Origin of the sequence: Cellulosilyticum sp. I15G10I2 (assembly GCF_900095725.1) — a bacterium.
In the GTDB taxonomy this organism is placed as follows: domain Bacteria; phylum Bacillota; class Clostridia; order Lachnospirales; family Cellulosilyticaceae; genus FMMP01.
In genome coordinates this window covers 796,130-821,970 of the sequence record NZ_FMMP01000006.1, presented here as the reverse complement: position 1 = coordinate 821,970, position 25,841 = coordinate 796,130, and the positions used below count along the sequence as shown (strand labels likewise).

Genomic DNA, 25,841 nt, shown 5'->3' with positions numbered 1-25,841 from the left:
GAGATGTTAAAAGCAATTATTCAGAAAGAAATTAAAGATACTATGAATAATAAATATCCTCATGCTGCCATACCTCAGACAGTACTTGCTAAGGTGACAAAGGGTGGAGATGTTATCAATTTAAAGATATTAGATGAATTTGAAAATATTGATAATAACTTTGCAGAAATACCAGAGATTAAAACAAATACATTATATGAGTATGGAGACATAGTGGTTATTACATTTCTATATGGCAAACTTGAAATGCCAATTGTGATAAGGAAGTGGGAAGGATGCTAAATGATGACATAGGCTATGAGTTAGGGCAAGGCATCATCATAAAAGATAATGACTGTATAATAGCTACAGATCTTATGGCTTTACTTCAATCAATAAAAATAGAATCTCTGACAATGGAAGGAGATCTATGGTATGACCAAACATATGGATGGGGACTTCAGGACTTTATTCATAGAAATATAGATGAAATGTTAGAAGCTGAAATTTATCAAAGGGTTAAAGATAAACTGGCTAAACGCGAAGAAGTTGACAAGGATAGTACTGTAGTAAGCTTGTCTCAAGGGAATGATAACACTATTGTTCATATAAGATTTAAAGCATTAGACCAAGAAGTAAATATGGAAATATCATTAGATAGGGTGAAAGTTGAGGTGAGGCTAGGTGGATGAAAAGCTATTAGATGAGCTTATACCAATACCTACACTTGAAGAGCAAAGGGAAGAAATAGTTACCCAGTTAGAAGAAAAGGGCTTTAATATTACTAGGTTTGCAAATGGCAGTGTGTTCGGAACAATACTCCTTATCTTCTGCCAAATAAGAATTGATATCCTAAAACTTTTACGTGTAGTTTATAAGGCTTTATTTGTATCAAGTGCACCTGATAAATGGTTAGATGTTAAGGCAAATGATTATTCTAAATCAAGAAAAGCAGCTACTAAGGCACAAGGCAAACTTACCATTACTAGAACAAATGTAGAAGATAATCTTGTTATTCCTAAAGGATATATATTTAAAACACTACCTAGTATTGCTGGAAGTGAATATAGATTTTTCAGTACAGAAAGAGTTATTATCTCCAAGAATGAAATGTCAGGTTATATTCCAGTTGCAGCTGAAGATGTAGGAAGCGAGTATAATGTCCCAACTAACAGTATTAAAAGGTCTGTGATACATATTGAAGGAATAGATGATATTACAAATGAAGATAACTGGCTTATAAGTGAAGGTGCTGATGAAGAGGAAACAGAAGCATTCAGGCAGCGCACCCTAAATAGTTGGGCGGAACTTAGTACAACTCCCATAGCAGCTAAATATAAGAATGTAGCTGAGAGTGTTGAAGGTGTTTTATATGTATTGGTAGATGATATGCATCCAAGAGGACAAGGAAGCGTTGATATCATAGTAGCTTCTTATGCAGGTACAGCCGGTGAAGAACTTCTAAGAAAGGTAGAAATGGCTTGTGAAAGCATAAAAGGTACCTATGACAACTTACTTATTAAATCAGCTGATACTGTATTACAAGATGTTGAACTCGTACTATATCTTCCTTATAACATAAATGATGAAGGTATTATAGAAGATGCTATAAATTATACTAGAGAATACTTTAAAGTCAGTAAAAACAGGGAGCTTAATACGCTTTACACGTCAGAGCTTATATTTCATGTAAGGAAGAATATTGATATCCTTAAAGGAATAAAAGTAGTTCAGCCATCAAGTGATCAGGTGCTTTCAAAGGATAAGGTTATCATATTAGGTGAAGTAAATGTAACAATAGAAAGGGTGTAGTAAGATGTTTGATAAGTTCAAAGATTATATGTATTACTTACTACATGAACCAATAAGAAATAATCAAGTATATATTTTATTCACCGTTATAGGCAATATTTTTGACCAAATTAAAGAGGATATATTTGAAATTAGAAAACAAGCAAATATATTAACAGCAACAGGAAAGCATCTTGATATGCATGGTAAAGATAGAAAGATGCCGAGGTTAAAAAGGGAAGATGATGAGTCGTATAGAAGAAGGCTTTTAATGAAGGCAGAAATAGCAGCTAGAGCAGGAACTTTGCCGGGATTAAAATTAGCTCTTAAATCTATGGGGTATGAGACAGAAGTTAATCCTCTATATTTACAAGATACCGAGAGATGGGCAGAGTTTTATGTGCTTATGGAAGAACTTTTAGAAGGTGAAGAAATATATGATTTCAGAATCATTAAAGAAACGGTGATGGATGTTAAGCAAGCTAGTTCAAAGCCTAATTATGGATTTAGATATACTGTAGACTTTGAGAACAACAACCTTTTAAGCACCAAAGTATATTGCATTATGGCAATGAATTTTTATGATAATATTCCTTTATATCTTGATGGGACGTGGATCTTAGATGGTACATATGTATTAAATGGCAGCAAGCTAGGACTTAGAAATAATAGTTACACAGGCTTAAAAATAGGCACTTCTATTCCCAATGAAATTACTTATGATGGTTCGGTTCAAATTGATGCAACATGGTATTTAGATGGTACTTATCTACTTGATGGAAGTAAAAAGTTAAATGGTTCAGTATGGAGGGAGGAATTAGCTTGAGTACATTAACTAGTGTTACAACAAATATTGCTAGAGAAAAGATGGTTAAAGCAAGAGCTGGTGAAAGAACACTGCCACCAATAAGTCAAATGGCTTTTGGAAGAGGAGGCGTTGATGCAGCAGGGAACATAAAGCAACCCCTAGCAGCTCAAACAGCTTTAAATGATGAAATTGCTAGAAAAGATATAGAGAGCTATAGTTTCCCAATACTAACAACTTGCAGGTATGTATGCAGACTTGTTAGAGGGGAATTAGCAGGAGAAGATATATCGGAGATAGCGTTGATAGATGCTGAAGGTGACATAGTAGCTATTAAAAACTTCAAGGCTAAAGGTAAAGACTCAGATATTGAAATGATATTTGAATTAGATGATGAATTTTAGGAGGGGATGGCATGGAAAATGAAGAATTAATTTTTACAGAAGAGCTAAGGCAACTTACCACAAATGATCCAGGGCATCCTGAGACATTCAATCCTTTGTTTGGCCAGCTCTTAGAGAATACAAAGTATCTTAAGAAGGAAGCCGAAGACCAAGGTCAACAAATAAGTGATTTATCAGCTGAACTAAGCCAACGAAGCAATCCTAATTTGCTTATAAATGCAAATTTCTTAAATCCCGTCAATCAAAGAGGACTTACAGAGTATACAACGAATTTTAAGTATACAATAGATAGATGGTATCTAAAATATACTGATAGTGCAAGTGTAAAAATCACAAATAGAGGTGTCACACTTGCTGGCACAACTACCAATGACGGTTCATTTAGCATTAGATATCCTTTAGAAAATTCGAGAGCTTTATTTGGAAAGAAAGTGGTGTTATCTGTAAAAATAAACAAAAATACTTGTGGGAACTTTGGTAGTGCAGTCTTGTGTCGTGGAAATGGACCAAATAGTCTTGCAGGTGTATATGGTAGTGTAAATTTGGATGGTGTCGGTGTTTTCAGTGTAGTAATAGATATACCATTAGATAATGGGGGATATTCATATATTGTTCCAGTTATCCAAGCGTATAACCCAAATAGTACAGTGAGTGGTGAACTTGAAATTGAATGGGTTAAGTTAGAACCAGGCGAATATGCTACACCATTCATACCCAGAACGTACGCAGAGGAGTTGGCGATGTGCAAATGGTATTATCGAACATTTCCTACCTATGCAAGACAAAGGACAAAGCTAATACTCGCAAACCAACTACTCTTCTACTATACTTTTCCTGAAATGAGGGTATCTCCGACGGTATCTAACTATAATATAGGCTTAAGAGTTACCCCAGTAAATTCAAATACAGAGATAACAGGATTTACGTTTGCTTTAGAAAGTGGGTCGAACAAAGACGCGGTGATTATATACGCCAACAAGACTGCGCATGGTATGACAGACGCGGTATTATCATACAACGGAGTTGCTATAACCACATTAGATGCAGAGATCTATTAGGAGGTGTAATATGTATCAAGTATACGCAAGGCCAAACAATGAAGGTTATGTGGAGAGATTTTTCTCCACTTGCTTTAAAGAAGTAAAAGACGGAGATGTATTTGTTAAAGAGGGAGATGGAGACGAGTTTGTACATGTAAGTTACATGCAAGCTTTAGACGCAAATGGTTGTCACAACTATAAGATTATTGATAATAAACTAATAGAATGTACAGCAGAAGATAAAGAGGCGGAAATGAATTCTAGACCTTTGCCAGAGCCAACACTTGAAGAACAGGTGCAACAAATGCAAGCTGGGATGGCTCAAATTGCTATGCAAACAGCTAAAAATACATTATTACAAGGAGGCAACTTATAATGAATGAAACGCTAAAACAAATGGTGCAACAAAATATATTTGTAAGGATTGCAATAGCAGCGGTAGACCAAAAGACACAAGACTTGAAAGGCATGCAAGAGCTTGTAGCTTTATATTTAGCTATGAAATGGATTAGTGCAGCAGAGGCAGCAGAAATATTAGGTTATGCGCAACAACAATTAGCCTCAGCAGTTTAATAAAATAATCAATTGTTAAAAAACAGGGCATGAAAATAGCTTAGAATTAATTCTATTTTTATGCCCTATTAAATTACTTTATTATATGTTTTTTAAAGCCAGATCGTATAATTAGCTCAAGATCATAACCTAGGACTGTACAGATACTTTGAAGGACGCAGAGCGGTATTGAAGTTTGTCCGCACTCATATTTTTTGATAGAACTTTTACTTTTACCAATTCTAGTGCCTAGTTCTGAAGAACTGATATTAGAACTTATTCTTAGATTTTGGATTAATTTCCCGAGTTCTTTATTATTTATCATTGTAGCATCACCACCACTTTAATAATTGCCAAATTTTACATATTTAATTCTCTCGAAATGGGACAAAATAATTGTACCAACTGGAAAAGAGAGGAGATTAAAAATGGCTTGGTCTAAAGTTTATAGCCCTGAAAAATGGGAAGTAGCTAATAAAGAAAATAAAGAGCTTTTAAAAGATTATCTGGTAGAGCTAAGGGCAGAAAGATTAAAAGATAGTACTTTAAAACAGTATAGAGATGATGGTAGAATGATTTTGTGTTATATACAATCAGAAATGGAGAATAGAAGCATACTAGCGTTTACAAGGAAGGACTTCAGGAATATAGCTCTCTGGCTTACAGACGAACGAAAAGTTTCTAATGCACGTTTCAATAGAGTATTTTCAATTCTTCATGGAATGATGGAATATGCAGAGGACGACGAAGACTATTCCTATGAACAGAATGAAGCTAGAAAAATAAAGAGACTTCCACGACAACCAGTGAGAGAAATATATTTTTTAAGCGATACTCAGATACACAAGATAAGAAACTATCTTTTAGAGAATAGGAAATATAGAGAATGTGCATATCTTGATATAAGTTATGACAGTGCAGCTAGGATTAGTGAAGTAAATCAGATAAAAAAGTCAGACATTCTAAGTATGAGGTATACCAATACAGTTGTAGGAAAGATGGGTAAAAAATTCAATTTGCTTTATCATAAGAATAGCTTGGAGAGTCTAAGTTTATACTTGCAGCAACGAGGTGGGGATGATGAAGATGCTTTATGGGTCAGCATGAGGGGTACTAAAAGAACACGATTAAAAAATAGTGCTTTATACGACTGGACAAAAAAGATGACTAAGATCTTAAATTTGCTAGAAGGGAAGAATTTAAATTTCTCTCCACATAGTTTCAGACATTCGGCTCTACAAAATTACAGAGATGGGACTCATTATATGTGTAAAGAGATGGCGACACCCCGAATATTTACTATGGAGGAGCTTCAGGCTTTAGCCCATCATGACAGCATGGAAACAACTAGGAGTTATCTCAAGTCAGATGAAAGCAGCGTCATAGAACGAATGTTCGATATAAAATTCAGTTAAGGTAAGAAGATTAAGTCATAAAATAAGATGGCTTAATCTTCTTATCTGAATTGAATTATGAGCGCAATAGGTTTTAGACAAAAATTCTGCAAATAAAGGTCAAAAATTTTGCGCATGCACAGTTATTTAGAAATTTATGTATAATTTATAAAGAAGGAATGTGAAATTCAAAAAATAATTTATTTTATAAAATAAGGAGCTAAGGAATATGTGCGAAAAAATAAAGGTATATCTCAAAAAAATAGAGGGTGCTGAGGATCTAGAAGTACCAAAGTACATGACAAACGGGGCTGCAGGTGTTGATTTGTATGCCCATGTCAAAGAAGCGGTCATCTTAAAGCCAGGAGAATATAAGATCATTGCAACAGGAATAGCCATTGAGCTGCCAGAAGGTTTTGAAGCTCAAATACGAGGACGAAGCGGCCTTGCAGCAAAACATGGTATTGGTTTAGTTAATGGGATCGGTACTATTGATGCTGATTATCGAGGAGAAATAAAAGTGATACTCATTAACTGGGGAACGGGGCCTTTTAGCATTCAAAGAGGAGAGCGTATTGCGCAAATGATTATTCAACGTGTTTGTCAGGCTGAGTTTGTACTTACCGACAGCTTAAGTACTACGCACCGTGGTGAAGGGGGCTTTGGACATACTGGACAAAATTAGCTCCCTCTAATTGGATATTAGAGGGAGTAATCTTTTTACTCATATTATAGAAGTATCGGTTGTATTTGCTGGTATTTAAGAGCCATTGAAAGGGTCTCGGGTACTTTAGCCAAATCTGCAACAAGGGAGGTAGGTTTTTTAACCTTATCATCTTGGCCGAAGGGTACAAAATAAATATTTTGATTCGGCATAAGAACTCCTATATTTTTGAGGTTAAGACCGAGGCCATCATTTGTTGACAAAGCAATAATAACAGGCTTACCATTTCTCATAAGTGATTTTGCAACCATGAGGATAATTATGGTTATTATTTTCATAGTCTTGTTCAGATCTATATAAATAAACATTTATTTTATGCCCATCCCAAACAACTGAATGTATAATTGATTGTAGAAGAATACGTTTTTCATTTATAGAAGCTTCATTAATACGCCTATCAAAATCTCTTAATATATCTATAATCTTATCTGTATTTTCTATGAGCTTACTATTTTCTAACTTAGTATTTTGTAAACCCCAAAGCTTTTCCTCAAGAACCATTTGTTCTTTATGAAGCCTATCTATTTCTTTATGATAAGATCTTTCCAGCAGAGAATCTTCACAGGATGCAATAAGTCTGACGAGTTTAGAGATGGCCTTTTCGTTTTGCTGTAATGCTCCTTCCATAATAATAATATTTTTATCATCTTCTTGTTGAGCCGAAGCGGTTGTGAGACGCTCTTTTGCTAAGCCTTGAATCAGTTGGTTGTTATCTGGGAGCAGTTGTTTAACCTTCTCAATAACTGCTGGGTCTAAATGATGACCTTTAGCATTTGGCATATTACAGAGCTTACCATGACTCTTAAGCTTTGTTGTACAGCGGTAAATGTAGCTGATAGAGCCATCCTTAAGAACTGATTGATTGGTAACCTTCATAGGGGCCCCGCAATGTCCGCAGTGAATAAGTCCTGTTAAAAGGGCATGGCTAGATTGGTGATGAGGAATTGCTTTACGCCTATTTGTATTCAGCTGTTTCTGTACCTGAAGCCATAGTGTACTGCTAATTAGCGGTCGATGCTGACCAAGTGCTACGATCCACTCTGATATATTATTTTTATAGATAATTTTTCCTTGGCGATTTTTATTATAGACCATGGGGGCATAATCCCCTGTAAAGTCTGACTTAGGGTGTGCTATATAGGCATCACGGTCATAAAAATAATCATAGATAGATTGGTCTGCCACTACATAAACAGGATTAGCAAGTATATTTTTTAGAACATGAGGATGATAAAATTTATTATTGAGCGTTCGAATATCTTTTTGAATAAGGTGAGTTTCAAGTTGAGATAAGCTCCCTAGCTCAAGATATTTTTTGAATATAAGCTTTACAATAGATGCCTCCATTTCATCTGCCTTGAGAATTGTATAATATTTGGTTTTGCTATTTTTTACATCATATGCAACTTTTTTTGAAGTATAACCTAAAGGGGTAGTGCCTCCTAGCCACCTGCCGGTTTTGGAAAGTTCAAGCATATTATCCCGGATACGTTCTGCAATAGTTTCTCTTTCAAGCTGTGCAAAGACGGAGGAGATGTGCAGCATAGCACGCCCCATGGGAGTTGTTGTATCAAAGTTTTCTTTTATGGATACAAAAGCAATGTTGTTTTTAGACAGCATATCAAGTGTAGAAGAAAAGTCTAAAACATTGCGGCTAATACGGTCTAAACGATAACATATAAGTACATCATAATGTTCTTTTTTAAAACTTTGAAGCAGCTCTTTAAAAGCAGGCCTATTCGTATTACCTCCGCTATAGCCTTCATCTTTATACTCGTCAAAGATTGCATCTTGAAAATGCACAGCTGCATATTGTCTGCAAAGAGAGATTTGATTTTCAATAGATTCACCTTTATCTGTTGTACGCGACTTACGTGCATAGATTGCAATTTTCATAAATTCTCCTTTACGTGTACTGCAATTATTTAGCTATTAATTATGATAAGAACAAAATGAAGAAGCAGCTGTAGGATTTTTCAGGTTATATGACAAGTTAATCTCAACATAGTATCTATAAATGATGTTATAGCCATGTACTTAATTTGCATATAATCCAGAGAGGTTAGGTGAAAAGAATGTTTATCTATGAAATAAATTTATTTTGGACAGATCAGACCCCAGTTGAAAATGTCCAGGGAAGCTATATACAAGGACAAGTCAAAAACTTTTTGATCCAACAGACTATTGAAAAAATAAAAGTACTACCTACTTCAATTCAACAAGAAGTATTAAGTAAGCTAATTGCATCGAATCTATACAAAACATGAACTTAAGCAGTTATATATTATAGTTATGATTTTTATTTATCTCTAATACCTATAAAATCTATTAATTGATCATTTGTACCCCTTAAATTAGGTATATTTACTATTTTAGGTTTAGATTTTGTTTAAAGATTGGAAGACGTTTATATTTTATTTCTATAAGTCAAATTCCTCTATTTTCATTAAATACAATTTATAAGAAAGACAAGTAATTTATAGGACGGAATTATCTCATAAATTACTTGTCTTTTATACAAAACTAAGAATTTTAACAAGTAAATATCCAAAAAATGGAAGTGATAATATAATAGCACTTGATATATTTGGGAAAAAATGGTATATTTATATTTGTAATTACAATATTTGTAAAATCAGTAAAGAAAGAGGTGCTTAAGATAGATATACCACTTTTTTTAACGAAATATATCATGCGTTTTATTATAAGTAATACCCATAAAGATGAGGAAGAGTTAGAAATTATACATTATGGCATAGAAGTTTTTTTAATTAATGTTTTTAAGACCATATTTTTATTTGCCATTGCGTTTAGCCTAAATATTGTGAAACCTCTTGTAATACTCTTTATTTGTTTTGTATGTATACGTATCTTTGCATCAGGCGTTCACGCACCCTCTACTTTTGTCTGTACACTTGTTAATTTAATTTGTTTTTTAGGGGGTACATACTTATGTATTTACGTACCTATTCAACCTGTATTTAGAATGACTTTATTTGCTATTAGCATTATACTGCTCATAAAATACGCGCCGGCTGATACAGAAGAGAGACCTCTTTTAAGTAAAGGTCTTAGGCTTAAATTAAAGTTGCAATCTGTTATAGCATCAGCTGTTTTGTTATTAATAATGGTTGTTATTAATAATGAAACCACTAAAAATCTGATTACATGTGGTGTATTGCTTGAAGCGATAATGACTACACCTGTAATATATTACACTTTTGGGAAGGGGTATAAAAATTATGAAAAATTTAATGAACAAGTCTATGGGGAGTAGTACAAAAGAAAAAGTGGCTAATATGATAGGTGGATTGGCTAAAGAAGTAGCAAAGGCATCTTCGGATAAGTGCTTCCTCATAGGATTTCATGAACCTAAAATGCCAAAATCCTTATATAAACTTGATTAACGGGCAAGAAACAACATCATTATAGGAGCTATGATAAAAGAGAGTTTATATTTTATAAATATAGACTTTCTTTTCTTTGTAAATATATTTAATATTTCTAAATGTGTGATAAAATAAATATAAGCAAATATTTTACAAGTATTAGGAGGAAGAAGTTTGAACGTATATTTTAACGTCATACAACCTATATTAATGGCTATCATTTGGTGTATCTTATATTTTAATTTAGGATTTTCTAAATTAACAAGAAAAAAAGGTGCAATCTTTTTTTTTATAGCAGTAAGTATTAGTGCCTTAGCTGTACTCTCTAAAATTGAAAGCATAGGGAGCATTTTTTCTCTTATTCTACTCTTCATTTTTGAATATCATTTTAATAAAAAGCTATATCGCTCTTTTTTAATAGCTATACTCTATATAGCAGCAATGATATTGGTAGATATGATAGCAGGAGGTATTGTGCTATGGTTTTTTAATTTCTCGATAGAAGAAGTTCGCAATTTAGTAGTACCTAATATTATCTTGTATAGTGTAAGCATTATTTTGGCTATGTTTATTTCTAAAGTCATTTCTAGTTTACTCAATTATAATAACTTTGAGTTAAAAAATATTAAAATCAATAAAATGCTCTATGTGTATGTTTTCATTACTGTATTAGTTATGTACTTAAATGTTACCATTGTTGGTCGAGCAATATCCCATTTATCTATATACGTTATCTGTCTCTTAATTATAATTTTTGCACTCTATTGCATATTAGGAATAGCTTTTGCTTACATGATGCATCAAAATTACATGAAAAATATGGAACTTGATATGCGAAATCAAGAGAATGATAGGCTAGTAGGGTATGCGAACCTTCTGGAAAAACAGTATGATGATTTAAGAGTATTTAAACATGATTATATGAATATCTTAGCTACTATGGGCGGCTATATTCAACTTAAGGATATAGATAAGCTAGATAAGTATTTTAAAGATAAAATATTAAATGGGGGAGAGCTTTTTAAGGAGGATAAGAACTTAAGACTCATTAAAAAGATTCAAAGTATCCCTGCTCGAGGTATGTTATATGCTAAATTAATAAGCGCTCAAAAAGCTGAGGTAGATCTAGAATTGAGTATTATAAATGATATTCCATGTTTTAATGTAAATGAGTTAGATATTTGTAAGATACTAGGTATATTAATAGATAACGCCATAGAAGCAACATGCATTTCCAAAGAAAAGAAACTCTTACTATCACTATACTGTGATGAAAAAAGTATCAATATTTGTATTAATAATACTTTTTGCGGAGATATAAAAAATATTAATCTGCTTTATAATAAAGGCTATAGCACCAAGGGCGAAGGCAGAGGACTCGGACTGCATACTGTTAAATCTCTTTTAGATAGTCAATACAAAAATGCAAAACTAACTACAAATATCGAAGGTAATAGATTTATTCAGCAATTTATATTGCCAATTACTACAGAAGAGATATAATTCTAATAAATTCTAAAACTACCTTTTTAAAATTGTTGTATCTCAAGTAGGAAAAGTAAGGATTAAACCGTAATTTCCAGTACGGTAGTATTTGCAGCCAGCAGTACAGGTGTATCAGTAATAGCATAAGCAAGTTTAGCTAAAGTATTACCAGTACAGGGTGCAATCAAAAGTGCATCAATCATATTTTTAGGTCCCAAAGGTTCTGCATCTACGAGCGTGTGTATAATGTGTTTACCTGTCAGAGCTTCGATTTCGCTTACAATATCCGAAGATTTTCCAAATCGGGTAGAGGTAGTATAAGCGACATGGGACATAATAGGAAATACGTTGATGCCAAGGTCTACGAGTTGTTCAACTAGTTTAATCGCTTTGGAAAAAGTACAAAAAGAGCCACAAAGTGCAACCCCTAGGTTAAGTCCTTCTAATTCTTTCATAAATTCGCCCCCTGATTACGTAAAATCAATAAGAGGCATTGATATAGAATATTAGCAGCAGTTTTAGGTGCAACAATACCAGGCAAACTAGGTGCTGGTACATGCCGGATACCTTTTTGATGACAGTACTTTGTATCTATGCCACCAGGGATAGAAGCGAGTTCTATATAAACTACATCTGGTTTAAATAAATCGATAGTTTGATGATCTAATATAATAACTGGAATGGTATTAAAAATAAAATCAAACGCTCCTAAATGCTTATTTAACTCATAAAGTGGAATTGGAGTATATCCATATGTGCTAATATAAGCGAGGTCTAATGTTGATCTTGCTTCAACCGAAACCTTTGCACCTAATCCCTGCAACTTATGTGCTAATATTTTGCCACAACGCCCAAATCCTAATACAAGACATTTACTATCATGTAGGGTAATTTCACTATTTTGCATGGCATATTGAATAGCTCCCTCAGCAGTAGGGATTGCATTTACTATCCCTACACAAGTGCGTAGAGTTCCATTGTTCAGCATCAAGCTTTTTCTGACCAAATAAATCAATATGAAGATTCTCACCATCCCATGTGACACTTTCAATAACAGTACGCACAAGAGAGCGTTGTACGTGGATATCATCGGAATCTTTAAGACCAATTAAGTCACTAAGTGCTTTTTTAACTAAATCCAAATTAAGATTTATAGTGTGATGCGCAGTTTCTTCAGACTGTAATTTTTCTATATTATCTTTAATACTTTTATTTAGCGTATCTAAATCATTTAGCTGCTTCATATATCGATCTATAAGACCGCTCTCTGGAGGGAGCTTTGCTAATTGGTTCATTAAGTTATTAATAGAGCTTTCGTTTTCTATGAGCGATTCTTTTAGTTCAGTAAGCTTTTTGGATGTTTGTTCTATTGATCTTGTAATAGTAACTTTATTTAGCGAGAGAGTAGACTGCATAAAAGAGTCATCTTCAGCAAGCTTTAATAGATAGTCTAGAACATCCTTATCAGCTTCTTGGCCAATAATGTTTTTAACTGAGCATTTAGTTCTTCTAGACATTTCTTTAGTGGTACAGACATATGTATAAGCTAAACTCCCATCAGCATTTATTTTACCTTTCTTAATCTTCATATTTGAGCCACAGTGCGTGCATTTAATTAGGTTGGTTAATAGACCATATTGCATTGTATCCTTCGTATAGAAGCTTTTAGATGTATTAGAGGCTAATAGTTCTTGTACTAATATCCATTCATTACCACTAACAATAGGCTTATGTTTTCCGATGCTTACGATCCAATCACTGTAGTCCTTAGAAGAGGCTGATTTGCCACTTTGGGAAGTTTTATTATAAACCATAAGACCGCATTTACCATTAAACTCTTTTTCTTGATTACATATTTGACAGCCAATAGAAGATAGGTAGTCATATATATGGCTATCAGCAGCAACATAAACGGGATTAATTAAAATATCTTTAATTGTTGCAGCAGTGTATTTACAACTTCTTTTTGTAACAATATCCTGTATTAATAAATAAGACTCAGTGCCGCGTAAACTTTTTATTTCAAGGAACTTTGAAAAAATAAGTTTTACTTTTTCCAGTTCTTCCTGATCCTCAGTTAACTTATACATCTTTTTGGTATTCATACTTTGATCTAAGTATTCTATTGGTTCAGAATTAAAGCCTGTTGGCGTTGTACCGCCAAGCCACCGCCCGGTGCGCGCCAGACTAAGCATATTGTCCCTAACACGCTCAGCGATCGTTTCACGCTCTAATTGAGCGAATACCATAGCTATATTAAGCATAGCCCGACCAATTGGGGTAGAGGTGTCAAACTGTTCCTTAACAGATATAAATTCTATACTATTTTCTTGGAGCATCTGGTAAGTATTTGCAAAATCAGCAATATTACGTGATACTCTATCAAGCCTATAGCAAATAAGCATGTTAAAACGATTGTTTTTAGCATCATTTAGCATGCGTTGGAACTCAGGACGATCAGTATTGCCACCACTAAAGCCCTCGTCTTTATAGACAACGAATTCTCCCTCATTATTCGAATAAGTAGACCATCTAGATATATATTCTTTACAGGTATTAATTTGATTATCTATTGATTCACCTTTTTCACTCATTTTTGATTTTCTTGCGTAGATTGCTACTTTCATTACTATTCCTCCATAATGATTATATATAGATTATAGGTTGATTATTTCATTGCTACAATATAATTATTTAAACTTATTCGATAATACATTTTAGTAACAAACAATATTTCATAAAATTGCTACATTTAATTGCATACACAAACTAAATATACTATAATGAAATAAACTATTGACAGGAGGTGGAGAATATGATAATGCCTTCAAAACATATGCAGCTATCTGCATCACTTATCGGGTTAGGTGCATTTATCCTTAAAATTTTAGACACTCCATTAACTGTAGATGAATGCTGGAATAGATTAAATAAAGAATATATTGAGCGAGGAATTATCAAGAAAAAGCATTCATTTGACAATTTTATACTAACAGTAGATTTATTATATATGATAGGAGCAGTTAATCTAAGTAGCGGAGGTGAAATTTATAATGTACATAAAACGGCTAACGGGAAATAAAGTTCTTACCTCGCCAAGTAATTTTAAAGATATTGAGCTAGATAATAGTGACATTAATATTATTTTGGGTTCAAAAGGACAAGAGAATAAAAAGGGCAAAACTGTAAACGGGGTAGGAAAAACATTATCATTAAAGATTATTGATTTTTGCTTAGGTGCATCTGTTAATTCTAAAGATATATTAGCGAAATTAAATGATTGGGAATTTACATTAAGTATATATATTAACAACACACCCTATGTAATTAAGCGCGCTGTCTCGGATTCTAACACGATTATTTTAAATAATGAGACAATGAAGACAAAAGAATTTAATTCATGGATGGAGAATAATTTAATAGATAAGAAAATAGAATGCAATAAAATTTCCTTTCGTTCTTTAATATCTAGGTTTTTAAGAATTCCCAAAGAGGGATATATTACTTGGGATAAATGCAAAAAAAGAGAACAAGATGATATCGCTTTATTAAACAATAGTTTTGCATTAGGGCTAGATGTAAATATTATAAAAAAGAAAATAGATATTAAAGAAAAGTTAAATGACCTAAGTAAAGCACAAGGGATAGTTAAAAATGATCCTTCAATTAAAGAAAGTTTACAGGGAGTAGATATAGGGATAAATGTTACAACTTTAAAAAAAGATATATCTACCTTACAATCCAGAATAGAAGAATTTAAAATAGCCGAAGGACATGCTGCAATCAAAGAAAAAATTGAAAATGATAAGTATGAAGTACAAAATATTATTAACACAATTCAATTAAAAAAAAATATCCTAGACACAATTAATCATAGTCTTAAAATAGAAGTGGATGTAACTTATGATAAGGTGAAATCATTATATGATGAATCAAATATACTTTTCCCGGATATGCTTCAGAAAAAACTAGAAGAGGTAAACAATTTTCATATTCAACTATTAAACAACAGAAAAAATAGGTTGAAGGAAGATAAGAAAAAGATTAGTATTGAGATTAAGAATCTTGATAAAAAACTTAACGAAATAAATAATAGAATAAATAGTAATCTGTTGCTATTAAAATCCGGAGGAAGTATAAGTGAGCTAGAAGTTTTGCAAAAAGCTCTGCTAAATAAAAAAATAAGGTTAGATGGAATGGAAAAGCATAGTAACCTTTTAAGTGATATAAAAAGCAAGATATTAAGTACTAAAGCAGATATTGCAAAACAAAATTCTGAAGCCAGTGAGTACCTTAATGGAATCAAATTATACGTGGAAGAGTTGTCTGAGCAATTTAAAGAATTTGTTGATTACATCTATGAGGAAACTAGAACAGCAGGAATAAGCATAGAAAATAATGATAAAGATAATAAAATTCAGTTAAATATCCAACCTGAAATCAAAGATGATGCATCAGCAGGAGTTAATAATGTTAAAATTTTCTGCATGGACTTACTTTATCTTAAGTTGCAAAAGGATACTGAAATAGGATTTATATATCATGACAATACTATGTTTGTTGAGACCGATATTAGGCAAATATATCGTATGATCAAATTAGCATATAAAATATGCAAAGAAAACAATGTACAATATATAACAAATTTAAATTATGATACCTTTAATCAAGTTATAGAACTAGCTAGCAATGAAGATGAGGATTTTGCCGCTCATCTAAATAGTAGGATTGTCTTACGTTTAAAAGACGATCATATCACTGATAAGCTATTAGGTGAAGAAATAAAGTAGATGCCACATTAACAGGCATCTACTATTTTTATGGGCTCTTCAAATATATCACATGCTTCGAAATAAAAAGACATTATTATAAAAATATTACTATAGTAAGTGTTTTTTATAAAATTATCTAATTCATCATTGATTTCAAATAAATTATTTAATATATAGAAGAATTGTTCACTAGAGTCATCAAATTTACCTATAGATTCTTTGTATAAGTTATTTAATTTAACCTTTAATATTTCTTCAGCTCCATCGTTAGTTGAATTAAAATAATCTCTTAAGTTATCACAGAAGTAGTTAGCATGTCTTAAGTGGTTACCTATATAAGAATTAAGATTATTAAAAACAATTTTTTCCTCAAAATCAGGTGCGATATATCTATCTTCACACCCAATAATAGGAAGAGATGATTTTATAAGATGAGTTACAATGTTTTTGATTATATCAAAATTAATAGTATCGAAGTTTGGAGTAGGAATATAACAATCCAACACCTGGGTCATCTTAGAGATATCCCCTAAAGAACTAAACAGGCTGTGGAGGTATGCTTCTCCTTTTATATAAAATTTAATGCCGGGATATTTTTTTGCAAGTGCCTGACGTTTGTCTTCTAGATCGGGATAAATCCCAAGAGTCTTATCACCTATAATATAATAATAATCCTTAATAGTTTCCCAATGTCCATTTTGCACATGCAAGTATAGAGTCTCAAAATCTTCTTGGAGTTTATCTATAGCACTTTTTAATGTAGCTGTAGCGCTAATATCAAGTGGGGCAAAGACTTGATAAAATATACCTCTACCTTGAAGATATCCGTCACATTTTCTATCGCCAATGGCTCCTTGTGTTCTTACCGGAACAAAATCATTATATAAGTTTTCCATTAACCGATAAAAAATAGATTGAAATTCATTGCCAGTTGCTTTTAAAAGATTATATTTGAAGATTTGGGTTGCGAAGTACTTATCAGGCATCAATTTCCCTCCTATGTTTAAGATGAAAAGGCATAACAAAGCTTGTTTTATCTGCGTCATGCCTTCTATTATTTTAGTTTGCTTTATTAAGTTCTAAGCGGTTATTGTAGCCTAGCGTAAACAACTTACGGTATAAAGGCTCTATCTCCATTTTTTTAGGAAACTCCATTTTATAAGTAGCTAATTGTTCATTATGTGCAAGCCTATTGATACTTGTTAAATATGTAAGAGTTATTTCACTATCATCGATCCCAGCTCCGGCAGTTTCCATAGAGCAGTCAACAATATTCATAAGGTATATTGATTTTATAGCAGTCTTTTTCCCAGTTGCTCCTTGCTTGTCTACTATTATGATACGAATATTAGTGAATACTACCGCATCGCGGATAAGAGTAAAAGCTTCTTGAATTTGTTCGCCTTCAATAAGAAACTTGCCATATTGCTGATTAGCCTTTTCTAAGTCTTGTATAGATAAATTTCCTGCAAGCCCTTCAAACATATTTTTAAGATTAAATGCCATTTTAATTCCCCCTAATTTAGTGTGCTATAGATTTATACAAAAAAAGACATGCCAATATTATTTTTAATATGTGCCATGTCTTTAATGTCGAGTTTAATATTTATTTTAGTTTATTTGATTGCTTTAAGATGCGTAATATCAAAGCAGTTTTTTGCGGTAACTGTTTCAATAGTATTAAGCTCTTTTTCAATACGTTTTAACGCCTCAGTAGAAGAAGTAGTGAACTCTGTAAGATTCGCTGTTTGATCAAAGATAACAGTAGTTTTACGATTTATTTCTACAACTTCTTTTTTTATCTCATCTTGCCCTTGCTTTAAGCTTGTTACATCATTTTGCAGAGTATCTAACTTTTTCAATATTTCATTAAGTATTTGTTCCATACAATCAACCTTTCTTTTTTATGTATTATATTATAGCATAGCCAAAAACTCATCTTCACATAAAATTTTAATTGAAGCCCCTTTTGATATTAGTGTTTTAGCTGTTCGTTCTTTAGAACTCATCCCATCTTCACCAACCAATTTAAGATCTTGTATACCTAAAACCAAAAAATTCAGGTCTTTGTTCACGGTGCTTTTTAAAAGGCCACCCTTATCTACGACTTTTTGCATAGCAACTTTCCTTGGAATACCTTTGAGATCTCCAGTAAATACAAAAGTCTTATTATAAAAAGGACTTAATGTATCTATAGAGTCTGTAGTGGCAGCAATCTCGGAAATAGCTATCCGTTTACCTGCATATTTTGACTTTTTAGTAAATGTTCTTTGAGGTTCTAATAAACCTAAGTCATAAATAGTAATATTGGAATAAGTAGCACAAAACTTTTCAAAATCTCTAGGCTGCGTTTTTAATCGCTGATTGTCTAGTCTTATTGTTTCTATAACAAGAGTGGCGCATACTTTTGCATCCTCAAGTGAGTTATGTGCATTATTATACTCAATTCCTAAGAAACCAGCTCTTTCAATAAGGCTAGTGCCAACCTTTTTGCATACTCTGCTGGATATAGGGATACTACATACATATTTTATATTAGGAATGGGAAAGTGATAAAACTCTAAACAACACTTTAGAACTGACATATCAAATCGTGCATTATGCGCTACTAAAATGTTATTATTAACTATTTCTTCAATCTCTAGCCATACTTTATCAAAAGTCGGAGCACCTTTAACCATTTCAGGTGTAATGCCATGAATTTCTATATTCGAGACATCGAACTCTAATAGTGGAGGTTTGATAAGATAATATCTAGTATCTACAATCTCATTATTGCGTACAAAAGCAAGCCCCATTGAACAGGCACTCCCCATGCTGCTATTAGCTGTTTCAAAGTCAATTGCTATAAAATCGAACAATTTATTTTCCATATATATTCCCCCTAATATATTTGTTATAAACTATTTTTGTTTTTCTTAGCTAGTTCTCTTTTATCTATCCCCTTTATTAAATTTAGAACGAACTCGGCGTAATCTTCATCTTTATCTTTTAAATACTCGTTAAGCTTTTGTTTTGCACCTGTATTTAGTTGGTCATCATTAGTAGTGGGGTTGTTAGTAATTCCAAGGAGGTAATCAGCAGATATACCTAGCTCTTTGGCAATGCGATTTATATTTTCCCCACTTGGCTTTCTCTTGCCAGTGATGTATCTGGATATAGTGGCTGGTGTAATTTCTGTTTTATCTGCTAGGTCCTGTTGATGCATTTCGCGTTTTTTTAATTGTTCAAGTAATCTTTCTCTGAAAACGTCCATATCCATCCTCCTTTAATTACCTAAATTATAATTTAAAATGTAGAAAAAGTAATATATATTACCAAAAATATAATTTTTATATTGACAATTACCTTTTGGTAATATAAAATTAAATTACCAAAAGGTAATGAAAAGAGGTGAGATAATGGATTCAGTTAGATTATCTAATATTCGTAAAAAGAAGAAACTAACACAGCTGATGTTGGCGGGAAAAATGGGAATATCAACAAAAAGCTATAATCGCAAAGAACTTGGAATTATTGAGTTCACACGGCATGAAATTGAAGCTGTATCAAAAGAATTAGAGTTGACACTAGAAGATATAAATGAAATTTTTTTTAGCAACCAAATTACCAAAAGGCAATATTTCAATCTGTCATCATAGGACAATTTTCCTAAATCATATTTTATAAGTGAGGGGGTGTTTAGATTGGGGAGATATGCGAATAAAATCACACACAGTTTTTCCACAAACCCAAATAGACCTACATTTGAGCAGACATTGGAACAAGCAAAGATTATTTATGTAAATGCGGTGCTAGAAAAGTTAACTCCCCAGCAACAGGAGGAGTTTATACGAATCGGACGACAAGAAGGCCTATTAGTTTAACGGGAGGCAGCTACAATGCATGAAAAAATAATGGCTAGTAAATCTCAATTATACTTGAAAAATGAAACTATGATTACAATCGAATTGCACATTGAGACAGAGGGGTACAATACTGAAGACACTGAAGAGATCATGGATGCCTTGTCACAATACTTTGATGACTCAATGAAAAAAGCGGAAAAATATTTTACAACTAAGCCATAAGGCGGTCTATCTACAGTCGGAGGCAAAAGTTTCTAACAGTTTGGTGGGAGGTTTTACTGTTAGAGGAAGGAAATCTTTGACTATAGTCTATTATATCTAAAGCTAATTTGGAATAGCTGATGGAATCAACTTTACTATCAAAAGTTGACTTTATAGCACTACCGAACAAAGGAGAAGATCATTATGTACAAAAGATTATTTACAGATCTATTAGTTACTGCAAGGAAAGTTAGAGGATTAACACAAGATGATGCGTGCCGACTGATCGGAATTTCGGACAAGTCTACCTTATCAAAGTGGGAAAAGGGGCTTATAACTCCATCTGAAAGTATGGTTAGGAGAATTGTACAAGTTTACGATGATCCAATATTAGGTTACGTATATTTACAACAATGCACTGAGCTAGGAAGATTGATTTTACCCCCTATCGTACACGCAAGCTTAGAAACTCTCACACTACGCTTCCAGAAAGAGTATCATGATATCCAAGCCATTCAAATGGATATGATTGATATAGCATGTGATGGAGTGATAGAAGATCACGAACTAGAAAGATGGGATCGAGCAACAAAAGAGGTAGCAGACTTGGCAGAGGTAAGCTTACCACTTGTAATTAAAAACTTCATGCGAAGTAAAAAGCCCTCACAAGATGGCAGTCTTGTAAGAGCTTATGTTTAAAAAATCTAATTGGTATCTAGATTATAACATATTTGTTATATCTAGGCAAGGGAGTTACAAATGAATAATAAAGTTAAATCAGCTTTAAATGATGCAGCTTCAGGTTTAATAATAAATTTAATGCTTATATCAACGTTAGTATTTTTGTGGTGCCAGATTTAAGGGCCATATCTTATAGATTAGAAACGGAATTTGATTAGGAGGCGGTAATTATGACTTTGGAGAAGATTAGAGGGTTCTTAAATCTTAAAAAGGAGCATCAGCAGTTATTTATCAGGGTACATGCAGCACATCAGCGAGCAGTAGGTGATAAATCAGCATGGCAACCAACAGCTGTGGTAGCACACAAGGAGCGGTTAAAGGTTACTTTTACGAACGGACAGCGTTTATATTATTCGCCATTTTGCAAGTGGTCAGGGATGGAGGGGTAGCATGACGCACAAAAATCTTAATCCTGAGATGGTATTTAAAATTCTTAATGAGTTAATTAAGAATCCTAAAATTAAGTATGTTTTTATAAACAGTATTAGCTTTCCAATTAAAGATATTGAAGTCAAAAAACATGAGTATAAAGATCAGAAATCAATATTCATAATGTATCATGAGGCTCTATACTGCTTAGATGATTCTTCAATATATAGACTACGTATTAAAGATGATGGCCTCTTTTTATCAAAGGAGGATAGGATGTGTTAAAAGCAACATTTGTTAACGGTTAATAAAACCAGTAGAAATTTGTCTTAAATTGTCGAAATCTTAAAAAGGGAGTAGTTTTAGTTAATTTAGCGTGAAAGGGGTGTATTATGTTAAAAATCACACTAGAGCTAATATTAGCAGTTATTTTAATCAAATTGTATTTAATGATAGTCATATTTGGTCAGCACAAAATAAAGATGAGAGAGCAGCATAAACGATTAAGGGGGCATTAAAACTATGGCTAAGGTTTTATTTAATAAGAATCCAATTGTAATAGATAGATGCCTAGCCGAGCTAGTAGGCTTAAATGATGCTATTGTATTACAACAGATCCATTACTGGCTAGAGAAAAATCAAGAAAATGGAGTTAATTTTAAAGACGGAAGGTACTGGACCTATAATCCAATCAGTAGATGGCAAGAAAGTATCCCTTTTTTAAGTGATAATGCTGTAAGACGTGCTCTTGAAGGGTTACGAAAAAAAGGGTTATTAATCGTAGGCAACTACAATAAATCAAGAGTAGATAGAACATTGTGGTACTCGATAGATTACATAGCATTAGATGCATTAATGGACACTAAAAATGATGATAAGCCCGTGCAGCAAGAGGTTGAAATTATGTATGATGCGCCAAATGCATTTGACGAAAACGACAAATGCAAACATGAAGAAACGACAAATGCAAATGACGAAATCGCCACACCAATACCAAAAAAGAATATACCAAGTAATAATAAACCAAGTAATAATAAACCAAATAATAAACATATTGAGCAAATGGATTTGCTCTGGAGCATTTACCCAAATAAAAAGGGCCAGGCGCAAGCGTTTAAAAAATTACCTAGGCTTATAGAATTATATGGGTATGAGCAAATTCAAAGGTCTATTAGCAGATATATTAGGGGGCTTGATCTTGAGCCGTGGAGGAAGGCACAGCATGGCAGTACATTTTTTAATGGTGGATATGTGGACTATTTGGATGAAAACTACTTAGATCAGCAAGAAAATGTTAGTAATAGTCCAGAACTAGACCCAATAACGGGTGAAGTATTAGCGTAGGAGGTGTGGTTATGGATTTGATAAAAATTAGAAATGAAATCATTGATACTTTAAGTCCAGAGCAGATAGAGACAAAGATTGTCAGTGATTTACACCTAGAGGTCAAAAATAAAAAGTATATTTGCTTCATGCACTCGGACAGTCACCCAAGTCTTAGTTTTGACTACAACTTAAAGCAATTCAAGTGTTTTGCCTGTGGGGGCATATATAACTTAATAGATCACTATATGCAGCACTATGGATTAACTTTTTACGAAAGCTTGCAAAAGATTATAGATGATTTTGGACTAACTAATATTGAGTTATTGAAACCTACTAAACGTAAAACAAAATCTAAGCCTATTAAACATGATAATCTCGCAGATGTTGTTGTTAATTATTTAGCCTTAAGACATATAAGCAAAAAGACAATAGATCATTCAGGGATCAAGTCAGACAATAATAACATTGTTTTCGTTTACAACGATGAAAGTGGAATGCATATAAGCAATAAATATAGGCCCGCTAAAAAAATAGTAAATAAAGATGAGCTAAAGATGTGGTTCCAGAAAGATACCAATGTCAACACATTGTACAACATGGATAAAGTTGATTTAGGTCAGTCACTTGTAATATGCGAAGGTGAAATTGATTGTTTAAGCCTTATAGAAGCGGGGTATAAGAATGCAGTATCAGTTCCAACAGGCGCTACAAGTGAGGAATGGATAGATAGCTGCTGGGAGTGGTTAAGTCAATTTAAAGAGATTATAGTGTGGTATGACAATGACGCTCCTGGAAGAGACGGAGCAAGAAAAGTAGCTAATAGGCTGCCAAATGATAGTGTAAAAGTTGTTTACAGCATGAAAGCAAATGACATCAATGAAATACTATATAAATTCGGCAAACAAACAGTACTCAATGAGCTAAATAAAGCAGTAGAACTTGAAATAGATGGCGTACTTACAATGAACAGCATTTCAGACTTTAATGTGTATGAGGCCGAAAAGATCAAGACAGGAATAGCACTACTTGATCAGTACATAATGGGAACCGTGATGGGGAGCTTAGTCATTACAACAGGCTATAATGGCGGAGGTAAGTCTACACTACTTAATCAAATGTGCATTGCAGAACCATTAAGCCAGGGATATAAAGTGTTTGCATTTTCTGGAGAGCTTACCCCAAATAACTTTAAGTTCTGGCTATATACTACACTAACTAATGAACATGACTTTGTTGAAGCTACAACAAAAGATGGCAGAAAATATGTTAAGACTAACGATGCAGCTAAAAGGCAGCTAACAGAGTGGATAAATGACAAGTTATTTTTATATGACAAAAATGACAACAGTGAAGATGCCATATTGAAGATGATGGAGATCTTAGCTAAAAGAAAAGGGGTTAGAGTATTTGTCTTAGATAACCTCATGAAAATTGTACTTAATAATACATTCAGAAATGATTTATTAGCACAAAGGTTATTCGTAGATAAGTTAAAGGCCTTTGCGGTTAAATACCAAGCAGTTGTGCATTTAGTTGCACATCCAAGAAAACCAAGTGAAACAGGTCAAAAGGTAACTAAATTTGATGTATGTGGATCAGGAGACATTATAAACCTAGCAGATTATATTATTGCAGTCCATAGAGCAACAGAAAAGGAGAAGCAAGAATATAAAGAGTACAAAGACGCTATTGATTCTGGAGCCAAGTGGAACGGAAAAGGTGCTCACCCAGTAGATCCAAGAGATGGCAGCATATCACTTTTCAAAGACAGACCTACAGGCACAAGTGATAAAGAGGCAAGGTTATATTTTGATAGCAGCAGAAAGCGTTTTTATTCTCATGTACGCGAGTTAGAAAAAGATTATGGATATGGTGGCTTATATAAGCAAGAAGAATTACCGGAGGAAGATTGGCCATTTTAAGGAGGCGCCTATGAGCAAAGTTAAGATGAATAAACCAATTTTAAATGTACCGTTATTTGTTGTAGTCAATACAGATGAAATGCTATTTGAAGGATACAACGATGAAATAAATACAGTTGTGTTAAATAGCTTAGACCCAAGTGAATTTATAGACATTCTCACCAAAGAGAAAAATAGAAGTATAAATTATCATTATTGGCTAGCCTTTGCAAACAACATTGAGGGGATAGAAGGGCTAAGAAAACTTGCAAGCTTTATGGAGAAGGAAGGGTTCAAATACATCATTACAGACAGCCAAATGAGGATGTACATAAACACTCTAAAGGATAGGGGTGAGTTGGTTGCATGAATGTAAGGGATGTGATCGTAGGGTAATAGGGTGTCATAGCACATGTTCCGACTATATAGCTTCTAGAGCACAACTTGATGCCGAAATTAAGGCAAGATCGAGTTATAAGCATTCATGGCCTACAGCTAAGCAAAACTTTAGGCGCAAGACACTATTAAGTACACACATGAAGTAAACAAATCAATTTTTGTTAAGGAGGGGGTGCAGGGTGGATAGGTTAACAGAAAAGACCATTGGGACATTTAAATACGATTTGAAGGGATTTAAGCATAAACCAAGAGAATTTAATGATTATGATGCTTTCTTTGCTTACAGTATGGCAGTAAAAAGATTAGGAGAACTTGAAGATGATAACGAGCTAAGACCTATTGATGAATGGGGAGAAGATTACGGAGATTGTTTATGGTGGAACTTACCAATAGTAGAACCTCCGTATTGTGGATCGCCACTAGATATGAATTTTCCTGATTACGTGACACATTTCACAAGGCTTACATACCCAATCGGGATAGAGTGACAAGGGGGTACTGAGATGGATTACACATACTTAGTTGATGTTGACGGTTTTGAAACTTATGTAGTAGCTGCACCAACTAGAAATAAAGCAATAAGCGCCAACTATAGGAGTTATAGATCAGCTGGATATAAAAGTACCTTCATAGAGTTTAAGAAAATGGTTAAAAGTTGTAAAAGATTTAGCTTAAAGCGTTTAGAAGATGTATAAAAATAATGATTTATGAGGAGGAATAG

Annotated in this window: 38 protein-coding genes; 27 read left to right on the top strand and 11 right to left on the bottom strand. The window is 33.3% G+C overall.

The annotated features are described in order from the left end of the window. Window positions 1–3 precede the first annotated feature (3 nt). From BN3326_RS04015 to BN3326_RS03980, 8 genes are read left to right on the top strand one after another with little or no spacing between them, the layout of a single operon-like run. Window positions 4–282, top strand: a complete 279-nt coding sequence (locus tag BN3326_RS04015; protein WP_069997814.1) for a hypothetical protein — start codon at window positions 4–6, stop codon at window positions 280–282. Then, window positions 276–671 carry a hypothetical protein gene (locus tag BN3326_RS04010; RefSeq protein ID WP_069997813.1) on the top strand — a complete coding sequence of 132 codons (396 nt, stop codon included), beginning with the start codon at window positions 276–278 and terminating at the stop codon, window positions 669–671. Before BN3326_RS04015 ends, BN3326_RS04010 begins: the two co-directional genes overlap by 7 nt. Next, window positions 664–1,791: a baseplate J/gp47 family protein gene (locus tag BN3326_RS04005; protein ID WP_069997812.1), complete on the top strand. Its 1,128-nt coding sequence runs from the start codon at window positions 664–666 to the stop codon at window positions 1,789–1,791. The genes BN3326_RS04010 and BN3326_RS04005 overlap by 8 nt, the downstream gene beginning before the upstream one ends. Before the next feature lie 4 nt (window positions 1,792–1,795). After that, window positions 1,796–2,596 (top strand): phage tail protein, encoded by an 801-nt coding sequence (locus BN3326_RS04000; RefSeq protein WP_069997811.1) that lies wholly within the window; start codon window positions 1,796–1,798, stop codon window positions 2,594–2,596. Further along, window positions 2,593–2,979, top strand: a complete 387-nt coding sequence (locus tag BN3326_RS03995; RefSeq protein ID WP_242875931.1) for a phage tail-collar fiber domain-containing protein — start codon at window positions 2,593–2,595, stop codon at window positions 2,977–2,979. The genes BN3326_RS04000 and BN3326_RS03995 overlap by 4 nt, the downstream gene beginning before the upstream one ends. 11 nt (window positions 2,980–2,990) lie before the next feature. Further along, window positions 2,991–4,037 carry a hypothetical protein gene (locus BN3326_RS03990; RefSeq protein ID WP_069997809.1) on the top strand — a complete coding sequence of 349 codons (1,047 nt, stop codon included), beginning with the start codon at window positions 2,991–2,993 and terminating at the stop codon, window positions 4,035–4,037. Between the two features lie 10 nt (window positions 4,038–4,047). Further along, the gene (locus BN3326_RS03985; RefSeq protein ID WP_069997808.1) at window positions 4,048–4,395 is read left to right on the top strand and encodes a hypothetical protein; all 348 of its coding nucleotides are present in this window, start codon (window positions 4,048–4,050) and stop codon (window positions 4,393–4,395) included. Continuing rightward, window positions 4,395–4,592: a hypothetical protein gene (locus BN3326_RS03980; RefSeq protein ID WP_069997807.1), complete on the top strand. Its 198-nt coding sequence runs from the start codon at window positions 4,395–4,397 to the stop codon at window positions 4,590–4,592. The genes BN3326_RS03985 and BN3326_RS03980 overlap by 1 nt, the downstream gene beginning before the upstream one ends. Before the next feature lie 73 nt (window positions 4,593–4,665). On the opposite strand, the gene BN3326_RS22845 is transcribed toward BN3326_RS03980, so the two are convergent. Next, window positions 4,666–4,896 carry a helix-turn-helix domain-containing protein gene (locus BN3326_RS22845; RefSeq protein WP_069997806.1) on the bottom strand — a complete coding sequence of 77 codons (231 nt, stop codon included), beginning with the start codon at window positions 4,894–4,896 and terminating at the stop codon, window positions 4,666–4,668. Window positions 4,897–4,999: 103 nt separating this feature from the next. Between BN3326_RS22845 and BN3326_RS03970 the strand changes: the two genes are divergently transcribed. Together BN3326_RS03970 and dut are read left to right on the top strand one after the other, a co-directional pair. Next, complete coding sequence (locus BN3326_RS03970; protein ID WP_069997805.1) at window positions 5,000–5,986, top strand: tyrosine-type recombinase/integrase; 987 nt, start codon at window positions 5,000–5,002, stop codon at window positions 5,984–5,986. A gap of 208 nt (window positions 5,987–6,194) precedes the next feature. Next, window positions 6,195–6,650 carry a dUTP diphosphatase gene (gene dut, locus BN3326_RS03965; RefSeq protein WP_069997804.1) on the top strand — a complete coding sequence of 152 codons (456 nt, stop codon included), beginning with the start codon at window positions 6,195–6,197 and terminating at the stop codon, window positions 6,648–6,650. A 44-nt stretch (window positions 6,651–6,694) separates the two neighbouring features. On the opposite strand, the gene BN3326_RS03960 is transcribed toward dut, so the two are convergent. Both BN3326_RS03960 and BN3326_RS03955 read right to left on the bottom strand, forming a co-directional pair. Further along, window positions 6,695–6,922, bottom strand: a complete 228-nt coding sequence (locus BN3326_RS03960) for an HFCD family protein (protein WP_069997803.1) — start codon at window positions 6,920–6,922, stop codon at window positions 6,695–6,697. Beyond that, complete coding sequence (locus BN3326_RS03955) at window positions 6,909–8,585, bottom strand: recombinase family protein (protein ID WP_069997802.1); 1,677 nt, start codon at window positions 8,583–8,585, stop codon at window positions 6,909–6,911. The genes BN3326_RS03960 and BN3326_RS03955 overlap by 14 nt, the downstream gene beginning before the upstream one ends. 691 nt (window positions 8,586–9,276) lie before the next feature. Between BN3326_RS03955 and BN3326_RS03945 the strand changes: the two genes are divergently transcribed. From BN3326_RS03945 to BN3326_RS03940, 3 genes are all read left to right on the top strand, one after another. Then, window positions 9,277–9,966, top strand: a complete 690-nt coding sequence (locus BN3326_RS03945) for an accessory gene regulator B family protein (RefSeq protein ID WP_083258504.1) — start codon at window positions 9,277–9,279, stop codon at window positions 9,964–9,966. Further along, a complete protein-coding gene (locus tag BN3326_RS21385; protein ID WP_083258503.1) occupies window positions 9,932–10,096 on the top strand; it encodes an AgrD family cyclic lactone autoinducer peptide in 165 nt (54 codons plus the stop codon). Before BN3326_RS03945 ends, BN3326_RS21385 begins: the two co-directional genes overlap by 35 nt. A gap of 156 nt (window positions 10,097–10,252) precedes the next feature. Beyond that, window positions 10,253–11,581, top strand: coding sequence for a sensor histidine kinase (locus BN3326_RS03940; protein ID WP_069997800.1), 1,329 nt, complete (start codon window positions 10,253–10,255; stop codon window positions 11,579–11,581). Between the two features lie 62 nt (window positions 11,582–11,643). Here the strand turns inward: BN3326_RS03940 and BN3326_RS03935 are convergent, their stop codons facing one another. Genes BN3326_RS03935 through BN3326_RS03925 form a run of 3 tightly spaced genes read right to left on the bottom strand, consistent with a single transcriptional unit; the run spans window position 11,644 to window position 14,190 of the window. Continuing rightward, entirely contained in the window at window positions 11,644–12,018 is a 375-nt protein-coding gene (locus tag BN3326_RS03935; RefSeq protein WP_083258502.1) for a flavoprotein, read from the bottom strand. Continuing rightward, entirely contained in the window at window positions 12,015–12,470 is a 456-nt protein-coding gene (locus tag BN3326_RS03930; RefSeq protein ID WP_069997799.1) for an NAD(P)-dependent oxidoreductase, read from the bottom strand. The genes BN3326_RS03935 and BN3326_RS03930 overlap by 4 nt, the downstream gene beginning before the upstream one ends. 19 nt (window positions 12,471–12,489) lie before the next feature. Next, complete coding sequence (locus BN3326_RS03925) at window positions 12,490–14,190, bottom strand: recombinase family protein (protein WP_069997798.1); 1,701 nt, start codon at window positions 14,188–14,190, stop codon at window positions 12,490–12,492. Between the two features lie 188 nt (window positions 14,191–14,378). Between BN3326_RS03925 and BN3326_RS03920 the strand changes: the two genes are divergently transcribed. Further along, entirely contained in the window at window positions 14,379–14,645 is a 267-nt protein-coding gene (locus BN3326_RS03920; protein ID WP_069997797.1) for an ABC-three component system middle component 6, read from the top strand. Beyond that, the gene (locus tag BN3326_RS03915; RefSeq protein ID WP_069997796.1) at window positions 14,617–16,353 is read left to right on the top strand and encodes a DUF2326 domain-containing protein; all 1,737 of its coding nucleotides are present in this window, start codon (window positions 14,617–14,619) and stop codon (window positions 16,351–16,353) included. The genes BN3326_RS03920 and BN3326_RS03915 overlap by 29 nt, the downstream gene beginning before the upstream one ends. Before the next feature lie 8 nt (window positions 16,354–16,361). Here BN3326_RS03915 and BN3326_RS03910 read toward each other — a convergent pair whose 3' ends face one another. From BN3326_RS03910 to BN3326_RS03890, 5 genes are all read right to left on the bottom strand, one after another. Then, window positions 16,362–17,321 carry an ABC-three component system protein gene (locus BN3326_RS03910; RefSeq protein WP_069997795.1) on the bottom strand — a complete coding sequence of 320 codons (960 nt, stop codon included), beginning with the start codon at window positions 17,319–17,321 and terminating at the stop codon, window positions 16,362–16,364. A 73-nt stretch (window positions 17,322–17,394) separates the two neighbouring features. Further along, entirely contained in the window at window positions 17,395–17,841 is a 447-nt protein-coding gene (locus BN3326_RS03905; protein WP_069997794.1) for a PH domain-containing protein, read from the bottom strand. A 110-nt stretch (window positions 17,842–17,951) separates the two neighbouring features. After that, complete coding sequence (locus BN3326_RS03900) at window positions 17,952–18,221, bottom strand: hypothetical protein (RefSeq protein ID WP_069997793.1); 270 nt, start codon at window positions 18,219–18,221, stop codon at window positions 17,952–17,954. A 30-nt stretch (window positions 18,222–18,251) separates the two neighbouring features. Continuing rightward, window positions 18,252–19,208, bottom strand: a complete 957-nt coding sequence (locus BN3326_RS03895) for an exonuclease domain-containing protein (protein ID WP_069997792.1) — start codon at window positions 19,206–19,208, stop codon at window positions 18,252–18,254. A gap of 23 nt (window positions 19,209–19,231) precedes the next feature. Continuing rightward, window positions 19,232–19,591 (bottom strand): helix-turn-helix domain-containing protein, encoded by a 360-nt coding sequence (locus BN3326_RS03890; RefSeq protein ID WP_069997791.1) that lies wholly within the window; start codon window positions 19,589–19,591, stop codon window positions 19,232–19,234. Between the two features lie 145 nt (window positions 19,592–19,736). Here BN3326_RS03890 and BN3326_RS03885 point away from each other — a divergent pair, with 145 nt between their 5' ends. The 12 genes from BN3326_RS03885 (at window position 19,737) to BN3326_RS03835 (ending at window position 25,815) form a co-directional block, all read left to right on the top strand. Beyond that, on the top strand, window positions 19,737–19,976 hold the full coding sequence (locus tag BN3326_RS03885; protein ID WP_069997790.1) for a helix-turn-helix domain-containing protein: 240 nt from the start codon (window positions 19,737–19,739) through the stop codon (window positions 19,974–19,976). Window positions 19,977–20,021: 45 nt separating this feature from the next. Beyond that, window positions 20,022–20,201 carry a hypothetical protein gene (locus BN3326_RS03880; RefSeq protein ID WP_069997789.1) on the top strand — a complete coding sequence of 60 codons (180 nt, stop codon included), beginning with the start codon at window positions 20,022–20,024 and terminating at the stop codon, window positions 20,199–20,201. A gap of 15 nt (window positions 20,202–20,216) precedes the next feature. Further along, on the top strand, window positions 20,217–20,405 hold the full coding sequence (locus tag BN3326_RS03875) for a hypothetical protein (RefSeq protein WP_069997788.1): 189 nt from the start codon (window positions 20,217–20,219) through the stop codon (window positions 20,403–20,405). A 183-nt stretch (window positions 20,406–20,588) separates the two neighbouring features. Further along, the gene (locus BN3326_RS03870; protein WP_069997787.1) at window positions 20,589–21,083 is read left to right on the top strand and encodes a helix-turn-helix domain-containing protein; all 495 of its coding nucleotides are present in this window, start codon (window positions 20,589–20,591) and stop codon (window positions 21,081–21,083) included. A gap of 212 nt (window positions 21,084–21,295) precedes the next feature. Continuing rightward, window positions 21,296–21,514 (top strand): hypothetical protein, encoded by a 219-nt coding sequence (locus BN3326_RS03865; protein ID WP_069997786.1) that lies wholly within the window; start codon window positions 21,296–21,298, stop codon window positions 21,512–21,514. A 1-nt stretch (window position 21,515) separates the two neighbouring features. Beyond that, window positions 21,516–21,779, top strand: a complete 264-nt coding sequence (locus tag BN3326_RS03860) for a hypothetical protein (protein WP_069997785.1) — start codon at window positions 21,516–21,518, stop codon at window positions 21,777–21,779. Between the two features lie 237 nt (window positions 21,780–22,016). Next, window positions 22,017–22,838, top strand: a complete 822-nt coding sequence (locus BN3326_RS03855; protein ID WP_069997784.1) for a hypothetical protein — start codon at window positions 22,017–22,019, stop codon at window positions 22,836–22,838. Window positions 22,839–22,849: 11 nt separating this feature from the next. Continuing rightward, window positions 22,850–24,742: a toprim domain-containing protein gene (locus tag BN3326_RS03850; RefSeq protein ID WP_069997783.1), complete on the top strand. Its 1,893-nt coding sequence runs from the start codon at window positions 22,850–22,852 to the stop codon at window positions 24,740–24,742. A 10-nt stretch (window positions 24,743–24,752) separates the two neighbouring features. After that, window positions 24,753–25,091, top strand: coding sequence for a hypothetical protein (locus BN3326_RS03845; protein WP_069997782.1), 339 nt, complete (start codon window positions 24,753–24,755; stop codon window positions 25,089–25,091). Continuing rightward, the gene (locus BN3326_RS22185; protein WP_141722837.1) at window positions 25,084–25,266 is read left to right on the top strand and encodes a hypothetical protein; all 183 of its coding nucleotides are present in this window, start codon (window positions 25,084–25,086) and stop codon (window positions 25,264–25,266) included. The genes BN3326_RS03845 and BN3326_RS22185 overlap by 8 nt, the downstream gene beginning before the upstream one ends. Before the next feature lie 33 nt (window positions 25,267–25,299). Next, complete coding sequence (locus BN3326_RS03840; RefSeq protein ID WP_083258499.1) at window positions 25,300–25,608, top strand: hypothetical protein; 309 nt, start codon at window positions 25,300–25,302, stop codon at window positions 25,606–25,608. A gap of 15 nt (window positions 25,609–25,623) precedes the next feature. After that, the gene (locus BN3326_RS03835; RefSeq protein ID WP_069997780.1) at window positions 25,624–25,815 is read left to right on the top strand and encodes a hypothetical protein; all 192 of its coding nucleotides are present in this window, start codon (window positions 25,624–25,626) and stop codon (window positions 25,813–25,815) included. Window positions 25,816–25,841 lie beyond the last annotated feature (26 nt).

Excerpts from the sequence above, each read along its gene's own strand:
- BN3326_RS03845 (WP_069997782.1), top strand. The coding sequence starts at position 24,753 with ATGAGCAAAGTTAAGATGAATAAACCAATTTTAAATGTACCGTTATTT.
- BN3326_RS03980 (WP_069997807.1), top strand. The coding sequence starts at position 4,395 with ATGAATGAAACGCTAAAACAAATGGTGCAACAAAATATATTTGTAAGG.
- BN3326_RS03850 (WP_069997783.1), top strand. The coding sequence starts at position 22,850 with ATGGATTTGATAAAAATTAGAAATGAAATCATTGATACTTTAAGTCCA.
- BN3326_RS03900 (WP_069997793.1), bottom strand. The coding sequence starts at position 18,221 with ATGGAACAAATACTTAATGAAATATTGAAAAAGTTAGATACTCTGCAA.
- BN3326_RS03970 (WP_069997805.1), top strand. The coding sequence starts at position 5,000 with ATGGCTTGGTCTAAAGTTTATAGCCCTGAAAAATGGGAAGTAGCTAAT.
- BN3326_RS03955 (WP_069997802.1), bottom strand. The coding sequence starts at position 8,585 with ATGAAAATTGCAATCTATGCACGTAAGTCGCGTACAACAGATAAAGGT.
- BN3326_RS03920 (WP_069997797.1), top strand. The coding sequence starts at position 14,379 with ATGATAATGCCTTCAAAACATATGCAGCTATCTGCATCACTTATCGGG.
- BN3326_RS03985 (WP_069997808.1), top strand. The coding sequence starts at position 4,048 with ATGTATCAAGTATACGCAAGGCCAAACAATGAAGGTTATGTGGAGAGA.
- BN3326_RS03865 (WP_069997786.1), top strand. The coding sequence starts at position 21,296 with ATGACTTTGGAGAAGATTAGAGGGTTCTTAAATCTTAAAAAGGAGCAT.
- BN3326_RS03870 (WP_069997787.1), top strand. The coding sequence starts at position 20,589 with ATGTACAAAAGATTATTTACAGATCTATTAGTTACTGCAAGGAAAGTT.
- BN3326_RS22845 (WP_069997806.1), bottom strand. The coding sequence starts at position 4,896 with ATGATAAATAATAAAGAACTCGGGAAATTAATCCAAAATCTAAGAATA.
- BN3326_RS03890 (WP_069997791.1), bottom strand. The coding sequence starts at position 19,591 with ATGGACGTTTTCAGAGAAAGATTACTTGAACAATTAAAAAAACGCGAA.
- BN3326_RS03835 (WP_069997780.1), top strand. The coding sequence starts at position 25,624 with ATGGATTACACATACTTAGTTGATGTTGACGGTTTTGAAACTTATGTA.
- BN3326_RS03960 (WP_069997803.1), bottom strand. The coding sequence starts at position 6,922 with ATGAGAAATGGTAAGCCTGTTATTATTGCTTTGTCAACAAATGATGGC.
- BN3326_RS03875 (WP_069997788.1), top strand. The coding sequence starts at position 20,217 with ATGCATGAAAAAATAATGGCTAGTAAATCTCAATTATACTTGAAAAAT.
- BN3326_RS03915 (WP_069997796.1), top strand. The coding sequence starts at position 14,617 with ATGTACATAAAACGGCTAACGGGAAATAAAGTTCTTACCTCGCCAAGT.
- BN3326_RS21385 (WP_083258503.1), top strand. The coding sequence starts at position 9,932 with ATGAAAAATTTAATGAACAAGTCTATGGGGAGTAGTACAAAAGAAAAA.
- BN3326_RS03935 (WP_083258502.1), bottom strand. The coding sequence starts at position 12,018 with ATGAAAGAATTAGAAGGACTTAACCTAGGGGTTGCACTTTGTGGCTCT.
- BN3326_RS03860 (WP_069997785.1), top strand. The coding sequence starts at position 21,516 with ATGACGCACAAAAATCTTAATCCTGAGATGGTATTTAAAATTCTTAAT.
- BN3326_RS04000 (WP_069997811.1), top strand. The coding sequence starts at position 1,796 with ATGTTTGATAAGTTCAAAGATTATATGTATTACTTACTACATGAACCA.
- BN3326_RS03855 (WP_069997784.1), top strand. The coding sequence starts at position 22,017 with ATGGCTAAGGTTTTATTTAATAAGAATCCAATTGTAATAGATAGATGC.
- BN3326_RS04010 (WP_069997813.1), top strand. The coding sequence starts at position 276 with ATGCTAAATGATGACATAGGCTATGAGTTAGGGCAAGGCATCATCATA.
- BN3326_RS04015 (WP_069997814.1), top strand. The coding sequence starts at position 4 with ATGTTAAAAGCAATTATTCAGAAAGAAATTAAAGATACTATGAATAAT.
- BN3326_RS03885 (WP_069997790.1), top strand. The coding sequence starts at position 19,737 with ATGGATTCAGTTAGATTATCTAATATTCGTAAAAAGAAGAAACTAACA.
- dut (WP_069997804.1), top strand. The coding sequence starts at position 6,195 with ATGTGCGAAAAAATAAAGGTATATCTCAAAAAAATAGAGGGTGCTGAG.
- BN3326_RS03990 (WP_069997809.1), top strand. The coding sequence starts at position 2,991 with ATGGAAAATGAAGAATTAATTTTTACAGAAGAGCTAAGGCAACTTACC.
- BN3326_RS03895 (WP_069997792.1), bottom strand. The coding sequence starts at position 19,208 with ATGGAAAATAAATTGTTCGATTTTATAGCAATTGACTTTGAAACAGCT.
- BN3326_RS03930 (WP_069997799.1), bottom strand. The coding sequence starts at position 12,470 with ATGCAAAATAGTGAAATTACCCTACATGATAGTAAATGTCTTGTATTA.
- BN3326_RS03910 (WP_069997795.1), bottom strand. The coding sequence starts at position 17,321 with ATGCCTGATAAGTACTTCGCAACCCAAATCTTCAAATATAATCTTTTA.
- BN3326_RS03925 (WP_069997798.1), bottom strand. The coding sequence starts at position 14,190 with ATGAAAGTAGCAATCTACGCAAGAAAATCAAAAATGAGTGAAAAAGGT.
- BN3326_RS03905 (WP_069997794.1), bottom strand. The coding sequence starts at position 17,841 with ATGGCATTTAATCTTAAAAATATGTTTGAAGGGCTTGCAGGAAATTTA.